The sequence below is a fragment of the Paraburkholderia dilworthii genome (assembly GCF_000472525.1).
Classification (GTDB): Bacteria; Pseudomonadota; Gammaproteobacteria; order Burkholderiales; family Burkholderiaceae; genus Paraburkholderia; species Paraburkholderia dilworthii.
On sequence record NZ_AWZT01000002.1, the window covers coordinates 150,587 to 171,210 of the forward strand.

The window sequence follows — 20,624 nt, forward strand, 5'->3', positions numbered from 1 at the left end:
CACTCTCGCCCACGCCCATGTCAACCGCCACGCCGCAACACACCGACCATACGATCGACGGCGAGCCGATCCCCACTCTCGACGACATCGCCGCACAGCATTTTGCGTTGACGCCCTGGGTGGCCCGAACGCCGGTTTTCGACAGGCTCGACTTCGCGTCGCTCGAAGGTACGGTGGTCAACTTCAAGTTCGAACTGCTGCAAGTGGGCGGGAGCTTCAAGGCGCGCGGCGCGTTCACGAACCTGCTTGCGCTCGACGAAGCGCAACGCAGCGCGGGCGTCACGTGCGTGTCGGGCGGCAATCATGCGGTGGCGGTCGCGTATGCGGCAATGCGGCTTGGCATCAGCGCGAAGGTCGTACTGTTTCGCGCGGCCAATCCAGCGCGTGTCGCGCTGTGCCGGCAATATCGCGCGGAAATCGTGTTCGCCGAAGATCTTGCGGAAGCGTTCGAACTCGTGCGCCGCATCGAGGCCGAGGAAGGCCGCTATTTCGTGCATCCGTTCAACGGCTATCGCACCGTGCTCGGCTCGGCCACGCTCGGTTACGAATGGACTACGCAAACGCCCGACCTGGAAGCCGTGATCGTGCCGATCGGCGGCGGCGGTCTCGCGGCCGGTGTTGCGACGGCCATGCGGCTTGCGAATCCCGGCGTGCACGTGTTCGGTGTCGAGCCCGAAGGCGCGGATGCGATGGGCAAAAGTTTTGCCGCCAATCACACGGTCAAGATGGGCCACATGCACGGTATCGCGGATTCATTGATGGCCCCGCACACCGAGGAATACAGCTATGAACTGTGCCGCCGTCATATCGACGAACTCGTCACCGTTTCAGACGATCAGCTCCGCGCGGCCATGCTCACCTTGTTCGGACAACTGAAGCTCGCTGTCGAGCCGGCTTGCGCCGCCGCCACCGCGGCGTTGCTCGGACCGCTGCGCGAGAAGCTGCAAGGCAAACGCGTGGGGGTTTTGCTATGCGGCACCAACACGGACCCGGTCACTTTTGCTGCGCATATCGAACGTGCCCGGCACGGCGCGTCACAGTTTCCTGAATAAACATACGCGGCGCTTCTGCGGGTTTTCGGGCCAAAGGGCTGGCCTATCTGTCTGAGATTGGTATGATTAAGTCATCGATATTCGGGAGAAAACCCTATGAGCATGGTCAAGGAATTCAAGGAATTTGCCCTCAAGGGCAACGTGATGGATCTCGCGGTTGGTGTGATCATCGGCGGCGCATTCTCCACCATCGTCAATTCAGTTGTTAAAGACCTGATCATGCCGGTTGTCGGGGTTGCTTCAGGCGGCCTCGATTTCTCCAACAAGTTCGTTCGCCTCGGCGCGATTCCGGCGAGCTTCAAGGGCAGCCCGGAGTCGTATAAAGACTTGCAGACGGCCGGCGTTGCGGTGATCGGTTATGGCTCGTTCATTACCGTGCTTATCAACTTCCTGATTCTCGCGTTCATCATTTTCCTGATGGTCAAGTTCATCAACAATCTGCGCAAGCCGGCCGACGCGGCGCCGTCGGAACCGCCGCCGCCGCCCGAAGACGTGCTGCTGCTGCGTGAAATCCGCGATTCGCTGAAAAACTCGCCACGCTGAGCGAGCGGCGCGGCTAGACGGCTCGCGCGCTCAGTCCAGCAAAAAGGCCTGCTGCGACGCACTCGCAACAGGCCTTTCTTTTGATATCTGCTCACGGTATCTGATCGCGCTACGCCTTATGCTTTCTTTTGCGCCTTCAGATTGATCGCGTTCTCGATCATCGTTTCCAGTTGGGCGAAGTTCACCGGCTTCGTCAAATGCGAAGTGAAGCCTGCCGCGAGGCAGCGGCGCACGTCTTCGTCGGTGCCAAAGCCGGTCAGCGCGACCGCAGGCGCATTCGAATGCTCGCGATAAGCCTTGATGAAGTCGAGGCCAGTGCCGTCCGGCAAGCCGATGTCGCTGATAACCAGATCGAAAGTCTGCAACTGCGTGGCGGCCAGTGCGTCGTCCACGCGGCCCACCGTCGTGACGTCGTGACCCAACGTGCGGATCAGTTGCGCCATGACTTCGGCCGTATCCACGTGATCCTCGATCAGCAAAATGTTAAGCAGGCCGGCCGGATGCACATGATCAGGCAATGGCGCCTGCGACGTTTGCGCTGGTGCCGCCGCAGTCGGCAGCGTGATCGTGAACGTGGCGCCGCAATGCGGCCCCGGGCTTTGGGCGGTGACGGTGCCGCCATGCACGTCGGTTAACGCCTTCGTAATCGCCAGGCCGAGGCCCAGGCCGCCGAACTGCCGCGTCATGTTCTGATCGCCCTGCTCGAATGCGTTGAACAATTTGCCGATCTGTTCGGGCTCGATGCCGATGCCCGTGTCTTCGACCGAGATCTGCACATGCATGCGCTCGTCGCGCGTGCGTATATAGATGTGGCCGCCGTCGGGCGTGAACTTCGCGGCGTTGCGAATCAGATTCCACAGCATCTGCTGCAGGCGAGCGCGGTCGGCGAGTACATAGTGATGCTTTGCGTCCTTGTGCACATGCACGTCCTGCTGCTTGACCTGAATCTCGCTGAGGAAAAGTTCGAGCACGCTGTCCATCACGTCATGGACGTCGACCGTTTCCAGCGACAGGCGCAGCTTGCCGTTGGCCACGCGCGTGAGATCGAGCAGATCGTCGATCAGGCGCGCCTCCAGTTCGACATTGCGGCGAATCATGCGCACGCTGGAGCGCGCCTGATCCGGCAGATCGGGAATCATCTCGAGCACGCTTGCACCTGCGAGCACCGGTGTCAGCGGCGTGCGCAGTTCGTGTGAGAGCATCGCGAGAAAACGGTCTTTCGCGCGATTCGCTTCTTCGGCGATCTGCCGCGCCGCCTGTTCGGAAGCGAGAAGCCGTTCGCGCTCTTCCGTTGCTTCGCGCTCGGAATGAATATCCGTGCAGCTGCCGAACCATTTGCTGATAGCGCCTTCGGTGTCGCGCGTAGCCACCATGCGCGTATCGAACCAGCGGTACTCCCCGTCGTGGCGGCGAATGCGCAGCTCGTGCCGATAAGTGCCCGCACTGCTCGCCACCGCCTTGAGCCAGCTGCGGCGCACTTCCTCGCGATCGTCGGGATGCACCGCGTCGAGCCATGCAAGACCATGCGAACTGTTTTCGCCCAGGCCGGTGTAGTCGTACCACTGCTTCGACAGGAAATCGCAATCGCCCGCCGTATTGCAGGTGAGCACGAGGTGGGGCAGCGCTTCCGACAGGTTGCGGTAATGCTCCTCGCGATCGCGCAGCAGCAACGCTTCTTCCGACGCGCGCTGCAAGCGCACTTGCGACAGCACCCGCTCCACGGCTTCGGGCAGGTAATCGAGGTAATCACCGGACTTGGGGACCACATCGGACACGCCCGCGCGCAACGCCTCGATCACGCGCGATTCGTCCGTGAAGCCGGTCACAAGGATGGCGGGAATCCGCACGCCTTCAAGACGAAGCCGGCGGAAAAAATCGAGGCCCGTTTCAGGCCCGCTCAACTGGTAGTCGAGCACCAGCAGATCCAGGCCGCCGGCGGCGAGCCGTTCGCGAGCCGCGTCGACACTTGCGCAAACCGCGACCCGGCAGCCGGCGCGCTCGAGCGACTTGCGCGCGAGCCGCAAAATGCCCTCGTCGTCATCGACGACGAGAACACAAGCGGCAGGCTGCGGGGACACTTCTTCGGTCATGCGCGGTCTTTGTCAGATAGGTCTATCGAGTAGGTGAACAATCCTGTCACGTCATGATGACGCAGTGAAGCGATGCCCGGACGGCAGCTTGACCACTTGCAGGAAAAAGCCGAGACGACGCACCGCTTCGATAAATGCATCGTACTCGACCGGCTTCGTAATGTAGACATTGCAGCCGAGTTCATAGCATCGCGCGATTTCGCGCGGGTCGTCTGTGGTAGTCAACACAATCACCGGCACGGGCGCCGTCAGCGGCGACGCCTTCAGGCGCCGCAACACTTCGAAGCCATCCACGCGCGGCATCTTCAGATCGAGCAGCACGACCGAATTCGTCAGTCCTTCGGGCTCGGCGCTGAGGCCCGCGGCGCTATCGCCGACAGGATCGGCGTGATCGGTCGCGTCCGCACCGAAAAAATAATCGAGGGCCTGTTGACCATCGCGAAAGCGCACGAAACCGTTCGAAATCCCGGCACGGCGCAGATTGCGTTCGACGAGCGTTGCATGGCCGTCGTCGTCTTCGATCAGAATGATGCTGACCGTTTCCCCGTGACTCATATGCCCTCCGTGCTTCAGTTCGTGACCGGTTGATGCAGATGCGTCGCTAATATTCGCTCATGCAACGCGAATCAGGCGGTACAGGTTTTCTTGCTGCCCCCACGCAAGTCATACAGATCAGAGGTGCGCGGGCTGCTGCGGCAACATCACGAAAAAGGTCGATCCCGCGCCCTGGGCCGACTCCACCCACACTCGCCCGCCATGCCGCTCGACTGTGCGCCGCACGACCGCCAGACCGACTCCGTCGCCGTTCGCGACATCGCCGTGCAGACGTTGAAACGCACGGAACACCTTCGACATGTAGGCAGCCGGAATGCCCAGGCCGTTGTCGCGCACATAGTACGTACACATGCGAACCGTGCGCGGGCCGTTTTCTTCGACGGACTCCGGCTGGAGCGCGCCGATCTCGATGCGTCCGTTGCGCGCCGGATCGAGGTAGTTCAACGCATTGCCGATCAGGTTGCTGAAGATCTGTTCGATTGCGCCCGGGTCGCCCCATGCGGGCGGCAAATCGCGCACGGTGACGACCGCCCCGCGCTGCTGAATGTCGCCGTGCAATGTATCGGCGACGCGCGCCACCACGCGCGCGACGCTCACCCGTTGCCATTGATATTCAAGCCGGCCGGCACGCGAAATCCGCAACAGCGCTTCGATGATCGCTGCGGCGCGCGTGACCGCGCTACGCAAGTATTGCAAGGATTCGCGCACATCGCCGTCGAGAATATGCGCCATCCGTTTATGTTCCGCTTCCGGCAACTGCGCCTCGACGACAATGCTATCGAGTTCATCGCACGAGACCTGCAACTCCTTCGAAAATCCTTGCAGGTTCACAAGCGGCGAGCGCAAATCGTGCGATACGCTGTAGATAAACATTTCGTTGTCTTGCGTCTCCTGGCGCAGTTCCTCATTGACGGCGGCCAGTTCCTGCGCACGCGCTTCGAGACGCTTCTTTAGCAACGCCTGTTCGGCATCCGCCTCGTGCAGTCGCGCGCCCGTCTGATGCAGCACGGCGTCGAGCGCCGCGATTTCGTCGTTGCCGGACAGGCGCGCCGCAAGCGGCCGGCCGTTACCCAGGCGCTCCGCGTTATCGGTCAGCACCTCGAGGCGCCGGCCGACACTGCGAGCGAATATGGCTGCGGTGCCGGCCCAGATCAGCATCGACCCGATCACGGCCGCGATCAGCGCATATTGCTGATGCTCCCGGCGCCGCGCGAGAGCCGCCGAGCGCTCGCCATCCAGACGCGAGGCCTCTTCGCCGAAGTCCGCGAGTTCGTCGCGAAATGCGGCGATCGGCTGCGGCAGCGCACCACTCTCGAGCGCGGCCAACGAGCGGGTACTGCGCCCTTCATGCAACGCCTGTGAAACGATCACGGTCTGCGCACGATAGGCGTCGATCGCGCGTCTCATCTTCTGAACACGCTCGACTTGCTGAGGCGTGTCCGCAACCAGCGCGTCGAGTTTCGACAGACGGTCGCTTACGTCGATCCACACCGTATGCCGGTCGAGCAACGATGGGTCGCCGATCACCATGCCGGTACGAACCCGGGCGGCCTGCCGCAGCAGCGGATCGACAATTGCGGATGACTGATAAAGAATCTGCTTGCTATTGGTGACCCATTGCGCGGCTTGGGCGGTCTGCTCCTGAGTATCGAAGACGACGCCGAGAAGCGCTAGCTCCACCAGGCTGGGCACTGCGATCAGCAGCAGACCCTTGGTGAATAATTTCATGTTCGCCCGAAGGTCGTTCACGCCGCGGCAGCTAGCGGGAACCCGCCAGCCGGACGGGCCATTATCGACGTGAATCGGCAATATTTCAACGTGGTCCGGGGATGCGCGAGCCCACATAAAAATGACTTTTTTATTAGTGCAAGATGTTTTTTCGGCGCGTCGTGCGTCTATCATGGAGTCAGATGTGCTGGAATGCGAAGGCGCGCGGCGAGGCTGTTCGGCATGATTCGTGCGGGAAGCGGTGAGGCGGCTCAGTCGTCAATCATCGTGAATCCGGCCTTGTCGTATGCTATAAAAGATCGACGTGCGGCGCGCGAAGCCGGGAGTTGTCGCATGAGGACGCTGCGTTTCTTGCAATTCTTTTTCAGGCGAATTTTTATGTCCTTCCCGAAAAAGCGTAGACGCGCGAAGGTGGACGGCGATGAGTCGTTCCTCGCGGTACTGCGGCATTTCAAGCCCTTCGGTCAACTCGACACCAAGATTGCGCGCGCGCGTGCGCAAGACGAGCCGGTCCTTTATGCACATGTACTGCCCGGACTCGACGTACTCCTATGCAGCGTGCGCGGCGCGCACCCACCGTATCCGGCCGCAGCGGAATTGCGGCGGCGTTGCATCGAATCCATTACGAACGCACTGGAACAACCGCTCGACGGTCTCGAGAACGGCGGTTACTGGTATGAGGCCGATGGCTTCGGCTTCCTGGTGTTCGCAAGCCGCGCTCGCGGCAAAATCTTGACCGAGTTCGGCGCGACACGCGTAGGTGCACGTCGCGGAGTTCGCCGGCAGGATGCGGCCGGCGACGCGACGCCGCGGTCGTTGCGATAGGCAGCTTTGTTTCTGCTTTGCTTGCCTGCCTGTTTTGCTGCTTGCTTTCCTGCTTGTGGCCGTCGTCTCGTTTCGCCATGCCACGTGTGCTCTCGTGAGCGAAGCGCGCGACGCGGCAGCGAGCGACACAGTGCCTTCGGCTTCACCTTCGTCTGGTCCTTTCCGTCTCACCACTGCGTAGCGTGATCCGTTCACGCGGATGAATCACGTAGCTGCGGCTATGTCGGCGGCACGCTGATCACCCACAGGAGACGAAAGAAAGCCCGCCGCCTAGCGTCCAGTTCAACCAGTCTGCCGGAAACAGGTAGTGCATCAGCTTCCCTTGTATTCGGCTGCGCTTGCAGGCGAAACCGTGGCGGGCTTGCGTCCGGCCGGTAAAGACGCGGACGCAGCCGAAGCCGCCGAAGCCGCGCCCGAGGAACGCTTGTTGACGGGCACACCCTCGAGCGAAATGGCGGGCTTCTGCTTCTGCTTGCTGCCGGGCGGCGGCGCCGTCGGCGCCTGCCGCACTTGCGACAGCAGTTGAGTGCACGGCAAGGGCTTGTTGTTACTCGGCGCGAGCAAGGGCAGCAGCGCCGCGAACGGATTGATGAGCCCGAGGCCCACGGCCGCGCCGCCCCGTAACGCCAGCGCACCCACGTTCACGCCGACATGCGGGTCCTTGAACGTTCCCTTTGCATACAGCGGCGAGCGCAGCGAGAACACGCGGAACCCCTTCGTATGCGGATGCACGCCGAGGTCCATCGTTTCGTCCCGCATATTGACGTTGCCGTCGATGTCGATCACGGCGTCGTCGGTATCCAGTGCGAACACGCGTGAATCGAGCACGCCATTGGTCGCCACGAAATCGGCGGCCGCACAGTTGATCTTCACGTCCCGATTGCCGAAGAGCTTCTCATACACGACGTTCGCGACGTTCAGTCCCGCGGCTTCCATTAGCAGGCGGCTCACGGTGCCTTCGGTGACGAGCGCCTTCACCTCGCCGTTCGAGGTCGCGGCGAGAGCCGCAGGCGAGTTGCCCGTCGCGGTCAACGCGGCGTCGCCATTGATTTCGCCGAGCGCGTTCTGCATCGTCTTGAAGTTCGGGAACAGTTGCTTGAGCTTCAGATGCCGCGCGGCGGTTGCAAAGCGTCCCTTCAACGGCGTGCCGCTACCATCGAGATGAATATCGGAGGCGAGCGTGCCCCCGGCCACGCCGAACTTCAACGGCTCGAGCGACAGCACGCCGTCCGTCATCACGATGTGGGTGTACAGATCGGTGATCGGCAGATCCGCGTTCTTGACGATGCGTCGACCGGTGAACTTCACGTCGGCGTCGATCGCCTTCCAGCGGTCGGTGCGGAATTCCTCGACGGGCAAGACCTTGTTCGAAGGCTGCTTAGCCGCATCGCCGCGCTTCGCCTTGCTCGCGTTCGAGTCCGCGCCGATGACCGGCGCGAGATCGGAGAACTGCAACAGGTGCGACACGAGTTCGCCCTGCAGCAGCGGCCGCGGTTGACGTGCCGTGTAGGTGAGCGAGCCGTTCAGATCGCTGCCGCCGACGCGGCCTGTAAAGTTTTCATACTTGAAGACGTTGCCGCTCGTCTTGAACTGGCCGATGAGACGGCCTTCCGTTGCGTAAGGCGGCGTGTCGGGCAGGGTCACGCCCGTTAGCGAATAGAGCTTTGCCATGCTGCTGCCCTGCACCCACAGGCGCAGGTCGACGGCGGCGAGATGCGCCGGGTCCGTAAGTGTGCCGACGAGCCCGACGTGCAGGTCGCCCGCCTTCACATCCGCTTGTACGGGGAATGGCCGGTTCGCGTCCTGGAGCGCCAGCACGCCGCCAACTTTGCCGCTGCCCAAAACCGGCGTCTTGTTGTAGGTGCCTTTCAGCGTCCACCCGATCGCGTACGGCGGAATATCGCGCTGTGCGCCACGCGCTGCGTTCGTACTGCTGGCGCCGTTCGCACCGTTCATGCCGCTCGTGCCGTTCGCGCCCGATGCAGCAGCCGCAGCCGCCGAAGCGGCCGATGCCGCCTGCGCATCGGCTTGCGCGCCCAGTTTTTTCGCGCCGTTCTTGCCGACCGCTTCCGCCGATGCCTTGCGCGATGCCTCCTCCTGCTGCTTCATCGCCTCGCCGATCGGAATCGGCTGACCGAGCGTATCGACGACCATCTGCACGTCGACCTTCTTCTGCTGGTCGGACAACGCGATGTTGCCCTTCGCGAACACGATGTCGTGCAATTGCAGCTTCCACTGCGACGGCGTCTTCGATGACGGCAACTGGAATGTCCAGGTATTGCGTCCATCGAGCATGCGTTCCAGATCGACTGAAGGATTCACCAGATTGATCGCCGGAATCACGATGTCATGCGCGAGAAGCGGCAGCACCTTCACCTGGAAGTCGATTTCGTCGAGCGTTGCGAACTGCGGGCGCTTCGCCCAGTCGGGGTTCGCGATCGTGATGTTGGCCGCCGAGAAACGCGGCCAGGGCACCCAGCTTTTCCAGCCGGTCTCGCCGACCGGATGCCGGAAACCGACCTTCAGATCGCCGTTGATGGTGAACTGCCGGCCGATAGCCTGTGTGACCTTGTCATTGACATACGGCCGCGCGCGGTTCCAGTCGAAGGTCAGAATAAAAACGGTCAGCGCAACCACGAGAATGACGATGATCGCCAGTATCCACGCGACGATTTTGCCAACCCGTCTTCCGATTGTGCTCGACCCTGCCATCAAAGAGCTCCCGCATTTTTCTTCATTGTCGATCGTTCAGCAGATATTGTGCCCGCTGGGTCTGTATGCGGAGCCGTTAGTCGTGGCTTCGGCGGTATCTGTGCAGCGCATTGCGCTACTTTGGCTCGCAGTCGCTGCCAGCGCTTTATGATGCTGCATCGCTCATCGCTCATCGCTCATTGCTCATTGCTCATTGCTCATTGCTCATTGCTCATTGCTCATTGCTCATTGCTCATCGCTTATCGCGCTTCTCACTACTACGCCTGCCTATGACCGATGTACCCCTCGTCTTCGCTGATGGCATCGTCCGGCGCGATGCGTCGCGCGGCCAGACACTGTTGCACCCCGCCACCTTCGCGCTGCATGCCGGCGACCGCGTCGCAATCACCGGAGGGTCCGGCTCCGGCAAGAGCGTATTTCTGCGCGCACTTGCGCTGCTCGATCCGCTCGACGCCGGACGCGTCGTCTGGCATGGCGCGCCTGTCGCCCGCGCCGCGATCCCGCGCTATCGGCGCAGCGTCGCGTATCTCCGGCAGCGGCCGGCGCTGCTCGACGGCACAGTGGAAGACAATCTGCGTTATCCGTTCGAATTGCGCGCATATCGCGACACGCGCTTTGACCGCGAACACGCGGCAAATCTGGTTGCGCAGTCGGGCCGCGCCGCCGGCTTCCTCGACAAACGCGCAAGCGAACTGTCAGGCGGCGAAGCGCAAATCACCGCGCTGATCCGCGTGCTGCAGCTCGCGCCCGAAGTGCTCCTGCTCGATGAACCGACTGCGTCGCTCGACCCGGAGTCGTCGCACGCCATCGAGGAACTCGTGCGTGCATGGTTCGACGCGGATCGTCGCGCTCACGCGTCGATCTGGGTGTCTCACGATCCGGCGCAAGCCGCGCGCATGAGCGAGCGCCATCTGACGATGCGTGCAGGCGTGCTCGACGAATCTGCGGTCACCACGATGCACGGAGCAGCCAGCCGATGACCTTGCAAAACCTGAGTCTCTGGGACGTCGCGATCGCCGCGTTGCTGATCGTCGTGAACGGCGCGGTGTCGGTGGCGCTCAAGCTCGATCTCGAACGCAAGCTCGCGTGGGCCGCCGTGCGCACGGTCGTCCAGTTGCTCGCGATCGGCTATGTGCTCGGCTGGGTGTTCCGCTACGACCACTGGTTCGTCGTGCTGCCGTTGATGACCGTGATGACGCTGATCGCCGGCTTCGCGGGCGCGCAACGCGGCACTCGCACCTACGCGGGACAACGTGCGGACAGTCTGCTGTCGATCTGGATCAGTTCATGGCTCGTAGCCGCGGTCGGGCTCTTCGTCGTGATCCGCATTCGCCCTTGGTACGAACCGCAGTATGCGATTCCGATTCTCGGCATGATCCTCGGAAATACGCTGACGGGTGTCTCGCTTGGCATAGAAAGGATGACCGAGGAATTGACCGCGCGGCGCGACCGCGTCGAAATGGCGCTCGCGCTCGGCGCGACGCGCTGGGAAGCCGCGCAGGCGCCCGCGCGTCAGGCGGTGCGCGCAGGCATGATGCCGACGCTCAACCAGATGGCCGTGGTCGGCGTGGTGAGCCTGCCAGGCATGATGACCGGCCAGGTGCTCGCCGGCCAGTCGCCGTTGCAGGCGGTGCGCTATCAGATCGTGATCATGTTTCTGATCGCGGCCTCGTCGGCGCTCGGAACAGTGGGTGCCGTGCTGCTCACGTATCGGCGCCTGTTTTCGGCGGAGCACCGGTTCCTGTCCGCGCGGCTGGTCGAACGAGCGGCCGCACGGCGTTGAACTGCGCACACGCCGGATTCAGCGATCCAACCGGATTCAGCACACTCAGCACGCTCACCGCACTCAGCGCACTCAGCGCCTGGCGCTGACCGCCACGACCGTGCCGTCGCTGAGCGTGACCGTCTTCGTGCTGCCGTTCACCGGCATCGTGAACCGCAGCACCTGGCTCACGCTGACATCGTTCGGACACTTGAGCGATTTTCCACTCGCCGTGACGGTCTTCACGCCGTCCGGCTTATGTGCCTGGAAGCTCAATTGCACGGTCGCCGTGCCGTCTTCGCCGACGACCGGCGCGAGGCGGATCTGCGTCTGGCGGATCATTGCGCCGTTGGAATCGAGCGGCAGCGACGCGTAGTTCGGACACGCATCGGTCGCGGGAATGGCGCCCCCGGGCGGCACGGTTTTCCACGTGAAGTCGTCCGACTGACCGGAGCGGATCGTGCGCGTTTCCTGCGAGTTGCCGAACTGTTTGGACGTGACGCGGACGGTATAACGAATCGGACCGTCGAGCGCGGATTGCGACGTCACCGTAATCGGTGTGGCCGCGTGAGCGGCCGGCGCGAGCACGCCGCAGGACAGCACGCAAGCGAGAGAAACGACAACTGGAACGGCGGAAAGTTTGAAGCTGGAGCTCATACTGTCACCTCGTTGTTGTGCCGCTGCGCGAGCGCATGAGCGCGGCTCCGCACGTGGTCCAGGTGAAGCTTGCGGGAGCCGACAGCGCAATGAGCCACGCAGCCGTTTTAGCATGATGCGTCACCAGTCTACCGCCAAGCGATGTCGCGCGCGCTCCGCCAGCATCGGGTGTTACCCCGCTTGCGTGGACGCGTTTTATCAGAAGCCGGTCAGGACAAGCTTGCCGATTGCGCGCCCTTCTTCGAGCAGAGCATGAGCGCGGCGCAGGTTCGCCGCATTGATCGCGCCGAGGCTTTGCCCGACGGTCGTGCGCAAGGTGCCGGCATCGACGAGACGGGCCACTTCGGTCAGCAGCTTGTGCTGCTCGATCATGTCGGGCGTGCCGAACATCGAACGCGTGAACATGAACTCCCAGTGAAATGCGGCGCTCTTCGCCTTCAACAATTCGACCGGCACCGGCTTACTGTTTTCGACGATCGTGCAGATGCCGCCTTGCGGTTTGACAAGCTCAGCCGCACCTGGAAAGTTCCTGTCGGTGTCGTTGAATATCAGCACGTAGTCCACCTGGTCGATGCCGAGCTTCTTCAACTGAGCGGGCATGTCGCCGAAGTGATCGACGATATGATCCGCACCCAGGTCGGCCGCCCATTTCGCCGACTCGGGACGCGACGCGGTCGCAATCACTTTCAGCTTCGCAAGCTGTTTGGCCAGTTGAATGCCGATCGAGCCGACGCCGCCCGCCCCGCCGAAAATCAGCACAGTGCGGCCTTCGTGGGCGCCTTGCGGCGAGACGCCGAGCCGGTCGAACAACGCTTCCCACGCGGTGATCGCCGTCAACGGCAACGCGGCCGCGTCCGTGAAATCGAGCGATGCGGGCTTGCGCCCGACGATCCGCTCGTCGACGAGATGAAACTCGCTGTTCGCGCCCGGCCGCGTAATGCTGCCCGCATAGAAGACCGGATCGCCGACCTTGAACAGCGTCACGTCCGGACCCGCCGCGACGACGGTGCCGGCGGCGTCCCAACCCAGCACGCGCGGCTCTTTTTCGACGCTGTCTTTCGGCGCGCGCACCTTGGTGTCCACGGGATTGACCGAGATGGCCTCGACCTTGACCAGCAAGTCGCGCCCGGTAGCTTTCGGTTTCGGTATCTCGATGTCGATCAAGGCTTCGTCGTGGTGAATGGGCAAATAGCGATGGAGGCCGACGGCTTTCATGGATGCTCCCTGGTTTGTTCCGTTGAGGTTGGCGGACCGGCGAAGTCGGCGGGTTTGAAGCCGCTCGCACCGCTCACACATATCGCCGATCCATGCACGTGATCGTAAGCCGCCTCTTACTGTGACAAAAGCGGCATAATCGCTGAAACATCTTTTTGATTTTCCGAAGAATGGACCTCTCCTATTCCGTTACAGCTAATGCGCCCCCGGCTGCCAGCGGCCGTGAACGGCTCGATTTGCTCGACGTCGCGCTGTTCGTGCGCGCCGCACTGCTCGCGAACGTGTCAGCGGCGGGACGGGAGTTCGGCTTGTCGGCGGCGGTGGCGAGTTCGCGCATCGCGCAACTGGAAAAGCTGCTCGGCGCGCGGCTCCTGCATCGGACCACGCGCCGCATCAGTCTCACGCAGGACGGCGAAGTCTTCATGACGCGCGCCGAAGCGCTGCTCGACGCGGCCGCGGCCGCACGCACGTCGGTGGGCCGTGGACAAGCCGAGCCGCAAGGCCGCTTGCGCGTGTCGATGCCGTCGTCGTTCGGGCGGCAGCACGTGTCGCCCGTCATCAGCGAGTTTTTGCGCCGTTATCCTGGTGTCAGCGTCGATTTGCGGTTGACGGATCAACTCGTCGATCTCGTCGATGCGGGTATCGACGTGGCGATCCGGGTCGGCGCGCTAAAGGATTCGTCTCTGGTCGCGCGCCGGCTCGCGGTCAACCGGCGCGTGCTGTGCGCTGCGCCGTCGTATCTGGCGCAGCGCGGCACGCCGCACCATCCGTCGGATCTCGCTCAGCACGAGTGCATGATTCTGTCGGACCAGCGCGACTGGGCCTTCGAAACGCCGGCCGGACCGCTCGAAGTGCGCGTGAGCGGGCGCATCGTCACCGATAACGGCGAAGTGATCCGCGACGCACTCCTCGCGGGTTTCGGGATCGCGCTCAAATCGACGTGGGACGTGGCGCCGTTTCTGCGCAGCGGTGAACTGGTCAGCGTGCTCGAAAACTATCCGCTCGCCGAGAAGGTGGCGATCTGGGCCGTGTATCCAAGCCGCGCATTCGTACCGCCGAAGACGCTCGCCTTCATCGAGTTCCTTGCCGGGCATTTCGGCGATCCGCCTTATTGGGATGCCGAGCCGGAGTGAGCGGGAGTGAGGTTGACGTCAGGTTGGCGTGAAGCTGGCTTGATGTTGGCTTGACATTGCCCTGGCGTTGGCCCGAGCCCGCCTCTAGTCGGCTTCGAGCCTACCTCTAGTCGGCGCCTCCTCCAATCGGCTTCGAGCGGGCCTCAAGTCGGCCGGCAGTCCATCTGCCGACGCCCGCGCCAGCCAGAATTCAGCCGCCGCCCGGTCCCCTGAACCCGGCTTCAAGTGCGCCGCGAGTCAGCGTTTGCCGGCTCCCGCGCCGGGTGATCTGTCGTCCGAGTTCACGTCGGTATGCGCGTCGTTCTGCGTCTTTTCCTGATACTCGCCGCCACCGCGACGGTCGGTGTCCTGCAGACCGCGCTCGACGTCGCTATGCGCCTGTTTGCCGATACGCCGTGGATCTTCATCGTTCTGCGACTCCGCATTCTGATCGTTCTCATGCGGCAGCGGCGCGGCTGCATCTTCCAGTGAGCGCGGATGCTTCTTTGCGTGCGGATCGGCCTGCTTGTCGCCATCCGACGATTGCGGTGTGCTCTTCATAGCGTGCTCCTTTTATCTGTTAGTACTGCAGCCGACGACGCAAACCCGCACGGCTAAGCTCCGCTGAGGCGCTTTCTCATTGCGGCGGTGATGCGCTGGCGCGTTTTTGCGTAGTCGGCCCACGGGTCGCTCTTCAACTCCGATAGACGCTCATGCAGGTTGCGGATATTCCACTGATCGCCGCCAGCGGTCGCCGCGACTTCGTCCCAAGCGAGTGGCACCGAAACGCCGAGCCCGGGCCGGGCCCGCACCGAAAAGGCGGCGACCGTGCTTGAGCCGCGGTTATTGCGCAAATAGTCGACGAAGATTTTCTGCTTCCGATTTTGTGCGCCCATTTTCGCGCTGAAGTACTTCGGCAGCGTGCTCGCCATGTGCTGCGCGACGGCCTGCGAAAACTCCTTCACTTCGTCCCAGCCCGCGTGTTTCGAGAGCGGCACGACGACGTGCAAGCCCTTTCCGCCACTCGTCTTGCAAAACGACGCGAGGCCGAGTTCGTCGAGCAGAGAGCGCGTCAATTGCGCGGCCTCGATCATTCGCTCCCAGCCAAGCGACGGGTCCGGATCAAGGTCGAACACCACGCGATCTGGCTTCTCGATGTTCGACGCCACGCCGTTCCACGTGTGAAATTCGATCGTGCCCATTTGCGCGGCGCCGACCAGCGCTTTTACGCTCTCTACCGTGATGAGCGGAGGATGGCCGGGATCGAGTCCGGGATGCTGCGTAATGTTCGGGATCGACAGTTTCTGGCTGTGCTTCTGGAAAAAAAGTTCCCCGCCGATGTCCTCGGGCGCGCGCACGAGCGACACGGGCCGATCGACCAGATGCGGCAACATCCATTGCGCGACGGATTCGTAATACTGCACGAGGTCGATCTTGCGCGCGCCGGTGCCCTTGTCGATCACACGGTCCGGGTGCGACACGCGAACGCCGGCGACTTCGGCGGGCGATGCGGATTTTTTCGATCGCGGCGCGGCGGTTTTGCTTGCGGCGTCGCTTGTGAGGCTGGTATCGACGCTTTGTTTGTTCGATGCGTCGGATTTCGCCGCGGCTCCGGCTGTTGTCTTCGCTGCTGTTTTGGACGCCGTCGCCGTTCTAGCCGTTGTTTCGCCGCCTGTCTTATTCGTCGTCTTGTTCGTCGTCTTAGCTCGAGTTTTTGCGGTGGTTTTAACCGCCGTTTTAGCGGCTGTGTCTTCGCCCTTTTCCACGGTTTCTTTCGGCGCTGCCTTTCCGGCGGCGCGCTTCTTACTTGCGCCCGAAGTCTGCACGTCGCCATCAGCCTCAGCCGCCCCGCCCCGTGCCGAACGTTTCTTCGGCGCCGCGTCGGAGTCCGCCTCGATATCGGTTTGCTGTTGCACGTCGTCTCCCTTGCGTGGTGCTTCCTTGACGATCTGGCGCGCCGGCTTGTCGCTGCGCAAACTCACGAACGACGCCTGGCGGACGATGCCGTCGCTCGTCCATTCGGCGAAATTGCATTCCGCGACGAGCACCGGTTCGACCCAATGCACCGGTGTGCGGCTGCGCTCGCGCGGCGGGCTCGCAAATGGCATGCGCTTCGTTTCGTGCGCGTCGAGTTCTTTCTTCACCGAGCGCAGCAGCGCCGCATCGAAACCTGTGCCGACGCGCCCTGCATATTGCAGTTTGCCCTTGCTGTCGTGCACGCCGAGCAGCAACGCGCCGAACGCTGCGCGGCTGCCTGACGGTTCCGAATAGCCGCCGATCACGAACTCCTGGCGTCGGCGGCATTTCAGCTTGATCCACGTGGCCGAGCGGCCGGACACATAGCCGCTGTCGCGCCGCTTGCCGATGATGCCTTCGAGCGCCATGTCGCATGCGCTCTTCAGCAGATCGTCGGCGCTGAACTCGAAGTCGTTTGAAAAGCGCAGCACGCTGTCGCCAACCGGTTCGAGCAGCGCGCGCAGGATCGCGCGGCGCTGTTGCAGCGGCACGCCGCGCAAGTCGTAGCCGTTCAGGAACGGCACGTCGAACAGATACACGACGATGTCCTGCGGCCGGTTGGAGTCGAACGCGTTTTGCAGCGCCTGGAAGCTCGGCACGCCGTTCTCGTCGAGCACCACGGCCTCGCCGTCGAGCCACGCGCTGTCCACGCCCAGTTGCTGCAACGCCTTTACCTGCTTGCTGAACTTCGCTGTCCAGTCGTTGCCCGCTCGCGTGAAGACCTGCACCTTGCGATCCTTCGCACTCGCTTCGATACGGGCAAGCACGCGATACCCGTCGAACTTGATTTCGTACGACCAGTCGTCGCCGGGCGGCGTGGCGTCGACAAGCGTCGCCAACTGGGGCTTGAGCGTGGCAGGCAGTTTGGCCTTGACCGCGCCCTCTATCGCCGGCGACGCAGCGAGTTCGCGCAGCGACTCGCTACTGCGCGTCGCCACGATGTCGGGCCGCTTCGGATCGCCGCGTACCGATGTCGACTTGCTCTTTTTAACGGCAAGCTGCTTATCTGTCTGCTTGCTGTCCTGCCTGCCGGCTTTTCCTTTCGAGGCGGGCGCCGCCTCGCCACCGAGCACGCTGCCGGGGCGCTCCGCAAGAATGTCGTATTCGCTCTCGTCGCGCGCCTCGTCGTCGCGCTCCTTGATCAGCAGCCACTGCTCCTTGTCGGCGTTGCCGCGCATGTGGCTGCGCACGAGCGTCCAGCCGCCGTGCAGTTTTTCGCCATGCAGATGAAATTTGAGCTTGCCGGCCTGATAGGCACGCGCCGCCTCGGCCGCGCCGCCGACCGGCTCCCAGGTGCCGCGATCCCAGACGATCACCGTGCCCGCGCCATAATTGCCCGGCGGAATCTCGCCTTCGAACGAACCGTATTCGACCGGATGGTCTTCGACATGCACGGCAAGACGCTTCACCGAAGGATCGAGGCACGGCCCTTTCGGCACCGCCCACGAAAGCAGCGCGCCGTTCAGTTCGAGCCGGAAGTCGTAGTGCAAACGCCTCGCGTGATGCTCCTGGATGACGTACGACAGCCCCTCGTCCGGTGCGTGCCGCGCCGCCTTGCGGCCGGCGCGCTTCTTCGTCGCCTTGGCGCCCGCGGGCTCCGGCGTGTCGTCGAAGCGGCGCTTGCGGTTGTAGAGGTCGAGTCTGTCGTTCATGGCGCGAACTCCATCGGGACCGAGACCGGTATCGGGACGGAGATCAGGATCAGGATGGCGATGGCGATGGGCTGCGGCGCTTGGGCACGGCTATCCGGTTCGGGCATACGTCGGTTCATGCGGCGATCGGTCCCCTGTTGCGCTCGCCGGTCCATCATGCCGCCGCGCGGCGCTTGCGCGCGGTCGTAGTCGACTTCGCGGTGGCGCGGCTGCCGCCGCCGCTGCCGCTTGCCCGAGGCGCGCGTGTCGAGCGCGTCGTGCGTGGTTTTTTACGCGATGCTGTGGAGCCGCTGTCTTTTTCCGCATCGGCATCTTCGTCGGCAGTGTCGTCGTCAGCGGCGCGCTTGCGCGTGCCGGACGCGGGCTTGCTCTTGCCGCGTCCAAGGCTGCGTTTGAGCAGGTCGGACAGATCGAGAATATCGGCCGATTGACGCGACTCACGCGGCGTTTCGATGTCGGTGATTTCCTCTGTCTTGCCTTCGCGGACCTTCCGATCGACGAGCGCCATGATGTCGTCGCGAAACGTGTCGTGGTATTTCGACGGGTCCCAGTTGTCGCTCATGTCGTCGATCAACTTCTGCGCCATGTCGAGCTCGCGCGCGCTCACGCCCGCGGCCTTGGTCCCTTCGGCGGGCAGCTTGAATTCGTCGAAATCGCGTACCTCCTCGGCCCAGCGCAGCGTGTTCAGAGCGAGCACCGGCCCGACTGGAATCAGCGCGGCAAGATGCTGCTTGTTATGCAGGACGACGCTTGCTACGCCGACCTTGCCCGACGATTTCATCGCCTCGCGCAATAGCGCATAGACCTTTTCGCCCTTGCGGTCCGGCGTCAGAAAGTAAGGCGTGTCGAGATAGAGAAACGAGATATCGGGTGCGTCGACGAATGCAAGAATGTCTACCGTCTGCGTGGATTCGGGATTGGCCGCGCGAATCTCCTCATCCGAGAGCACCACGTACTTATCCTTCTCGTATTCGAAGCCGCGCACGATGTTATCGCGCGTCACGTCCTTGCCCGTGCGCTTATTGATCTGCTTGTAGCCGACCGGGTCGATGGTGCGCTTGTCGAGCAGATTGAAGCCGACCTTCTCCGACTTCGTCGCCGGATATAACTGCACCGGTACATGGACGAGGCCGAAGCTGATCGCGCCTTTCCAGATCATGTGTGCCATCGTGCGCTCCCTAGGCCTAAGACCCATGACGAAGCAGCAAGCGTGCCACGGTTTTCTAGCGGAGCGCGGCGCACGGCCGTCGCCTTAGGCGCGCGCCGCGCTGTAAGTCTTGCATGATGGCGGCAAAAACTACGGAGTCCGGCGCATTGCGGCTTCGGGATTCTATCGGCAGAGCAACGGTACTGACGCAAAGCCGCGAAAGCGCACGCGGCCGCCGCGCGTCGGCTCGCCATCCAGTCGATAAGAAGGAAAACGCTGGACGAAACGGCCGATCGCGATGCGCGCCTCAAGCCGTGCGAGCGACAGACCCGCGCATTGATGGATGCCGAAGCCGAAGGCGAGGTGCCGGTTGGGCGCGCGGCGGATGTCGAAGCTGTCCGGCTCCGGAAACTGGTCCGGGTCGCGATTCGCCGCGCCGATGCACAGTGTGATCGGCGTGCCACGCGCGACCGGCATGCCGCCGATCTCGGTGTCGATCGTCGTCATGCGGTTGCCGAGCTGGTTCGAGCTCTCGAAACGCAAGCACTCCTCGACGGCCGATTCGATCAACGCGGGTTCCTCCAGCAACGCGGCCCGCTGGTCGGGCCATTCGGTCAGCGTAACGAGCCCGTTGCCGATCAGATTCGTGGTCGTTTCATGGCCGGCATTCAAAATGAAGATGCAGTTTTGCAGCAACTCTTCTTCCGACAATTGCTCGCTACTTTCGCCGTTCTGGCCGCGCTCGCCCTGGATCAGCCGCGTCAGGACATCGTGTTGAGGGTCGCCCGGCTCGCGTCGGCGGCGCGCGACGAGACCGCGCAAATAGTCGACGAACTCGCTCACGGCGCGATTGCCACGCTCGAACTGGGCGTCGGTGAGCGAAGGTTCGAGCGCGCCGAGAATCGCAAGCGACCAGTCGCGCAACGGCGCGCGTTCGGCATGCGGCACGTCGAGCAGATTGCCGATGATCTCCACCGGAATCGCCGACGCGAACTCGCCGATCAGATCGATGCGCCCGCGCCCGGCCGCCGCATCCAGCAGGCCGTCGACGAGACGGACGAGAGCCGGCTCCATTGCCGCGATCGCGCGCGCGGTCAGCGCTCCGGCGATCAGCTTGCGCACGCGCGTATGCCGCGGCGGATCGTTGAACACGAGGCTCGTCGTGTGATGTGCGTATAACGGCGAGTCACCGTACTTCGGCCTGAATTCGACGGTCTTGTCCGAACTGAAGGTTTTCGGGTCGCGGTACACAGCTTGTACGTCGCGAAAACGCGTGAGGAAAAGCGACCCGTCCGGCATGCGCTTGACAGGCTCATAAGTACGCAATGCGTGGTAGACCGGATACGGGTTCACGTAGAACTCAGGGCTCAGATGGCGCAGATCGAAGTCGCGCGCGAGGGCGGCTGCGTCGTCGGCGGTCGCAGTGGGCATGCATTGTCTCCAAGTGGTGTGCCTCGTTGCCTCTGCATTGCAATGCCCGGCTCTCCGCGCTCTGAGTGCGCTTAGCGAGGCTTTGGTCTGTGCCTGAATCTCCGTGCGCTTCGCCGGGCCTCCTGAT

General features: G+C 63.0%; 16 protein-coding genes. 6 read left to right on the plus strand and 10 right to left on the minus strand.

The annotated features are described in order from the left end of the window. Window positions 1-17: 17 nt before the first annotated feature. Together F759_RS0104380 and mscL are read left to right on the plus strand one after the other, a co-directional pair. Complete coding sequence (locus tag F759_RS0104380; protein WP_027798777.1) at window positions 18-1,052, plus strand: threonine/serine dehydratase; 1,035 nt, start codon at window positions 18-20, stop codon at window positions 1,050-1,052. A gap of 96 nt (window positions 1,053-1,148) precedes the next feature. Beyond that, on the plus strand, window positions 1,149-1,595 hold the full coding sequence (mscL, locus tag F759_RS0104385; RefSeq protein WP_027798778.1) for a large conductance mechanosensitive channel protein MscL: 447 nt from the start codon (window positions 1,149-1,151) through the stop codon (window positions 1,593-1,595). A gap of 116 nt (window positions 1,596-1,711) precedes the next feature. Here mscL and F759_RS0104390 read toward each other — a convergent pair whose 3' ends face one another. The 3 genes from F759_RS0104390 to F759_RS0104400 all read right to left on the minus strand — a co-directional run bounded on the left by F759_RS0104390 (window position 1,712) and on the right by F759_RS0104400 (window position 5,968). Continuing rightward, entirely contained in the window at window positions 1,712-3,685 is a 1,974-nt protein-coding gene (locus F759_RS0104390; RefSeq protein ID WP_027798779.1) for a hybrid sensor histidine kinase/response regulator, read from the minus strand. 51 nt (window positions 3,686-3,736) lie between these two features. Next, window positions 3,737-4,240: a response regulator gene (locus tag F759_RS0104395; RefSeq protein ID WP_027798780.1), complete on the minus strand. Its 504-nt coding sequence runs from the start codon at window positions 4,238-4,240 to the stop codon at window positions 3,737-3,739. 117 nt (window positions 4,241-4,357) lie between these two features. After that, the gene (locus tag F759_RS0104400) at window positions 4,358-5,968 is read right to left on the minus strand and encodes a sensor histidine kinase (protein WP_027798781.1); all 1,611 of its coding nucleotides are present in this window, start codon (window positions 5,966-5,968) and stop codon (window positions 4,358-4,360) included. A 333-nt stretch (window positions 5,969-6,301) separates the two neighbouring features. Between F759_RS0104400 and F759_RS0104405 the strand changes: the two genes are divergently transcribed. Then, window positions 6,302-6,793 carry a hypothetical protein gene (locus F759_RS0104405; protein ID WP_006048904.1) on the plus strand — a complete coding sequence of 164 codons (492 nt, stop codon included), beginning with the start codon at window positions 6,302-6,304 and terminating at the stop codon, window positions 6,791-6,793. Window positions 6,794-7,105: 312 nt separating this feature from the next. On the opposite strand, the gene F759_RS0104410 is transcribed toward F759_RS0104405, so the two are convergent. After that, window positions 7,106-9,505, minus strand: coding sequence for an AsmA family protein (locus F759_RS0104410; protein WP_027798782.1), 2,400 nt, complete (start codon window positions 9,503-9,505; stop codon window positions 7,106-7,108). A gap of 269 nt (window positions 9,506-9,774) precedes the next feature. Between F759_RS0104410 and F759_RS0104415 the strand changes: the two genes are divergently transcribed. Both F759_RS0104415 and F759_RS0104420 read left to right on the plus strand, forming a co-directional pair. After that, entirely contained in the window at window positions 9,775-10,485 is a 711-nt protein-coding gene (locus F759_RS0104415; protein ID WP_027798783.1) for an ABC transporter ATP-binding protein, read from the plus strand. Further along, window positions 10,482-11,288 carry an ABC transporter permease gene (locus F759_RS0104420; protein WP_027798784.1) on the plus strand — a complete coding sequence of 269 codons (807 nt, stop codon included), beginning with the start codon at window positions 10,482-10,484 and terminating at the stop codon, window positions 11,286-11,288. Before F759_RS0104415 ends, F759_RS0104420 begins: the two co-directional genes overlap by 4 nt. Before the next feature lie 72 nt (window positions 11,289-11,360). Here the strand turns inward: F759_RS0104420 and F759_RS0104425 are convergent, their stop codons facing one another. Beyond that, window positions 11,361-11,924, minus strand: a complete 564-nt coding sequence (locus F759_RS0104425) for a DUF6013 family protein (RefSeq protein ID WP_027798785.1) — start codon at window positions 11,922-11,924, stop codon at window positions 11,361-11,363. 198 nt (window positions 11,925-12,122) lie between these two features. After that, window positions 12,123-13,139 (minus strand): zinc-binding alcohol dehydrogenase family protein, encoded by a 1,017-nt coding sequence (locus F759_RS0104430; protein ID WP_027798786.1) that lies wholly within the window; start codon window positions 13,137-13,139, stop codon window positions 12,123-12,125. A gap of 170 nt (window positions 13,140-13,309) precedes the next feature. On the opposite strand from F759_RS0104430, the gene F759_RS0104435 reads away from it, so the two are divergent. Continuing rightward, window positions 13,310-14,272: a LysR family transcriptional regulator gene (locus F759_RS0104435; protein ID WP_027798787.1), complete on the plus strand. Its 963-nt coding sequence runs from the start codon at window positions 13,310-13,312 to the stop codon at window positions 14,270-14,272. A gap of 237 nt (window positions 14,273-14,509) precedes the next feature. On the opposite strand, the gene F759_RS0104440 is transcribed toward F759_RS0104435, so the two are convergent. From F759_RS0104440 to F759_RS0104460, 4 genes are all read right to left on the minus strand, one after another. Next, window positions 14,510-14,812: a hypothetical protein gene (locus tag F759_RS0104440; RefSeq protein ID WP_027798788.1), complete on the minus strand. Its 303-nt coding sequence runs from the start codon at window positions 14,810-14,812 to the stop codon at window positions 14,510-14,512. A gap of 53 nt (window positions 14,813-14,865) precedes the next feature. After that, complete coding sequence (gene ligD, locus F759_RS0104445) at window positions 14,866-17,919, minus strand: DNA ligase D (RefSeq protein WP_027798789.1); 3,054 nt, start codon at window positions 17,917-17,919, stop codon at window positions 14,866-14,868. Between the two features lie 154 nt (window positions 17,920-18,073). Continuing rightward, the gene (gene ku, locus F759_RS0104455) at window positions 18,074-19,087 is read right to left on the minus strand and encodes a non-homologous end joining protein Ku (protein WP_027798790.1); all 1,014 of its coding nucleotides are present in this window, start codon (window positions 19,085-19,087) and stop codon (window positions 18,074-18,076) included. Between the two features lie 162 nt (window positions 19,088-19,249). Next, window positions 19,250-20,497: a cytochrome P450 gene (locus tag F759_RS0104460; RefSeq protein ID WP_027798791.1), complete on the minus strand. Its 1,248-nt coding sequence runs from the start codon at window positions 20,495-20,497 to the stop codon at window positions 19,250-19,252. Window positions 20,498-20,624: the final 127 nt, after the last annotated feature.

What these genes read in the sequence shown, in the direction of transcription:
- F759_RS0104440 (WP_027798788.1), bottom strand. Translation starts at nt 14,812, where the DNA reads ATGAAGAGCACACCGCAATCGTCGGATGGCGACAAGCAGGCCGATCCG.
- F759_RS0104380 (WP_027798777.1), top strand. Translation starts at nt 18, where the DNA reads ATGTCAACCGCCACGCCGCAACACACCGACCATACGATCGACGGCGAG.
- F759_RS0104405 (WP_006048904.1), top strand. Translation starts at nt 6,302, where the DNA reads ATGAGGACGCTGCGTTTCTTGCAATTCTTTTTCAGGCGAATTTTTATG.
- F759_RS0104415 (WP_027798783.1), top strand. Translation starts at nt 9,775, where the DNA reads ATGACCGATGTACCCCTCGTCTTCGCTGATGGCATCGTCCGGCGCGAT.
- F759_RS0104430 (WP_027798786.1), bottom strand. Translation starts at nt 13,139, where the DNA reads ATGAAAGCCGTCGGCCTCCATCGCTATTTGCCCATTCACCACGACGAA.
- ku (WP_027798790.1), bottom strand. Translation starts at nt 19,087, where the DNA reads ATGGCACACATGATCTGGAAAGGCGCGATCAGCTTCGGCCTCGTCCAT.
- mscL (WP_027798778.1), top strand. Translation starts at nt 1,149, where the DNA reads ATGAGCATGGTCAAGGAATTCAAGGAATTTGCCCTCAAGGGCAACGTG.
- F759_RS0104420 (WP_027798784.1), top strand. Translation starts at nt 10,482, where the DNA reads ATGACCTTGCAAAACCTGAGTCTCTGGGACGTCGCGATCGCCGCGTTG.
- F759_RS0104390 (WP_027798779.1), bottom strand. Translation starts at nt 3,685, where the DNA reads ATGACCGAAGAAGTGTCCCCGCAGCCTGCCGCTTGTGTTCTCGTCGTC.
- F759_RS0104435 (WP_027798787.1), top strand. Translation starts at nt 13,310, where the DNA reads ATGGACCTCTCCTATTCCGTTACAGCTAATGCGCCCCCGGCTGCCAGC.
- F759_RS0104410 (WP_027798782.1), bottom strand. Translation starts at nt 9,505, where the DNA reads ATGGCAGGGTCGAGCACAATCGGAAGACGGGTTGGCAAAATCGTCGCG.
- F759_RS0104460 (WP_027798791.1), bottom strand. Translation starts at nt 20,497, where the DNA reads ATGCCCACTGCGACCGCCGACGACGCAGCCGCCCTCGCGCGCGACTTC.
- F759_RS0104395 (WP_027798780.1), bottom strand. Translation starts at nt 4,240, where the DNA reads ATGAGTCACGGGGAAACGGTCAGCATCATTCTGATCGAAGACGACGAC.
- F759_RS0104425 (WP_027798785.1), bottom strand. Translation starts at nt 11,924, where the DNA reads ATGAGCTCCAGCTTCAAACTTTCCGCCGTTCCAGTTGTCGTTTCTCTC.
- F759_RS0104400 (WP_027798781.1), bottom strand. Translation starts at nt 5,968, where the DNA reads ATGAAATTATTCACCAAGGGTCTGCTGCTGATCGCAGTGCCCAGCCTG.
- ligD (WP_027798789.1), bottom strand. Translation starts at nt 17,919, where the DNA reads ATGAACGACAGACTCGACCTCTACAACCGCAAGCGCCGCTTCGACGAC.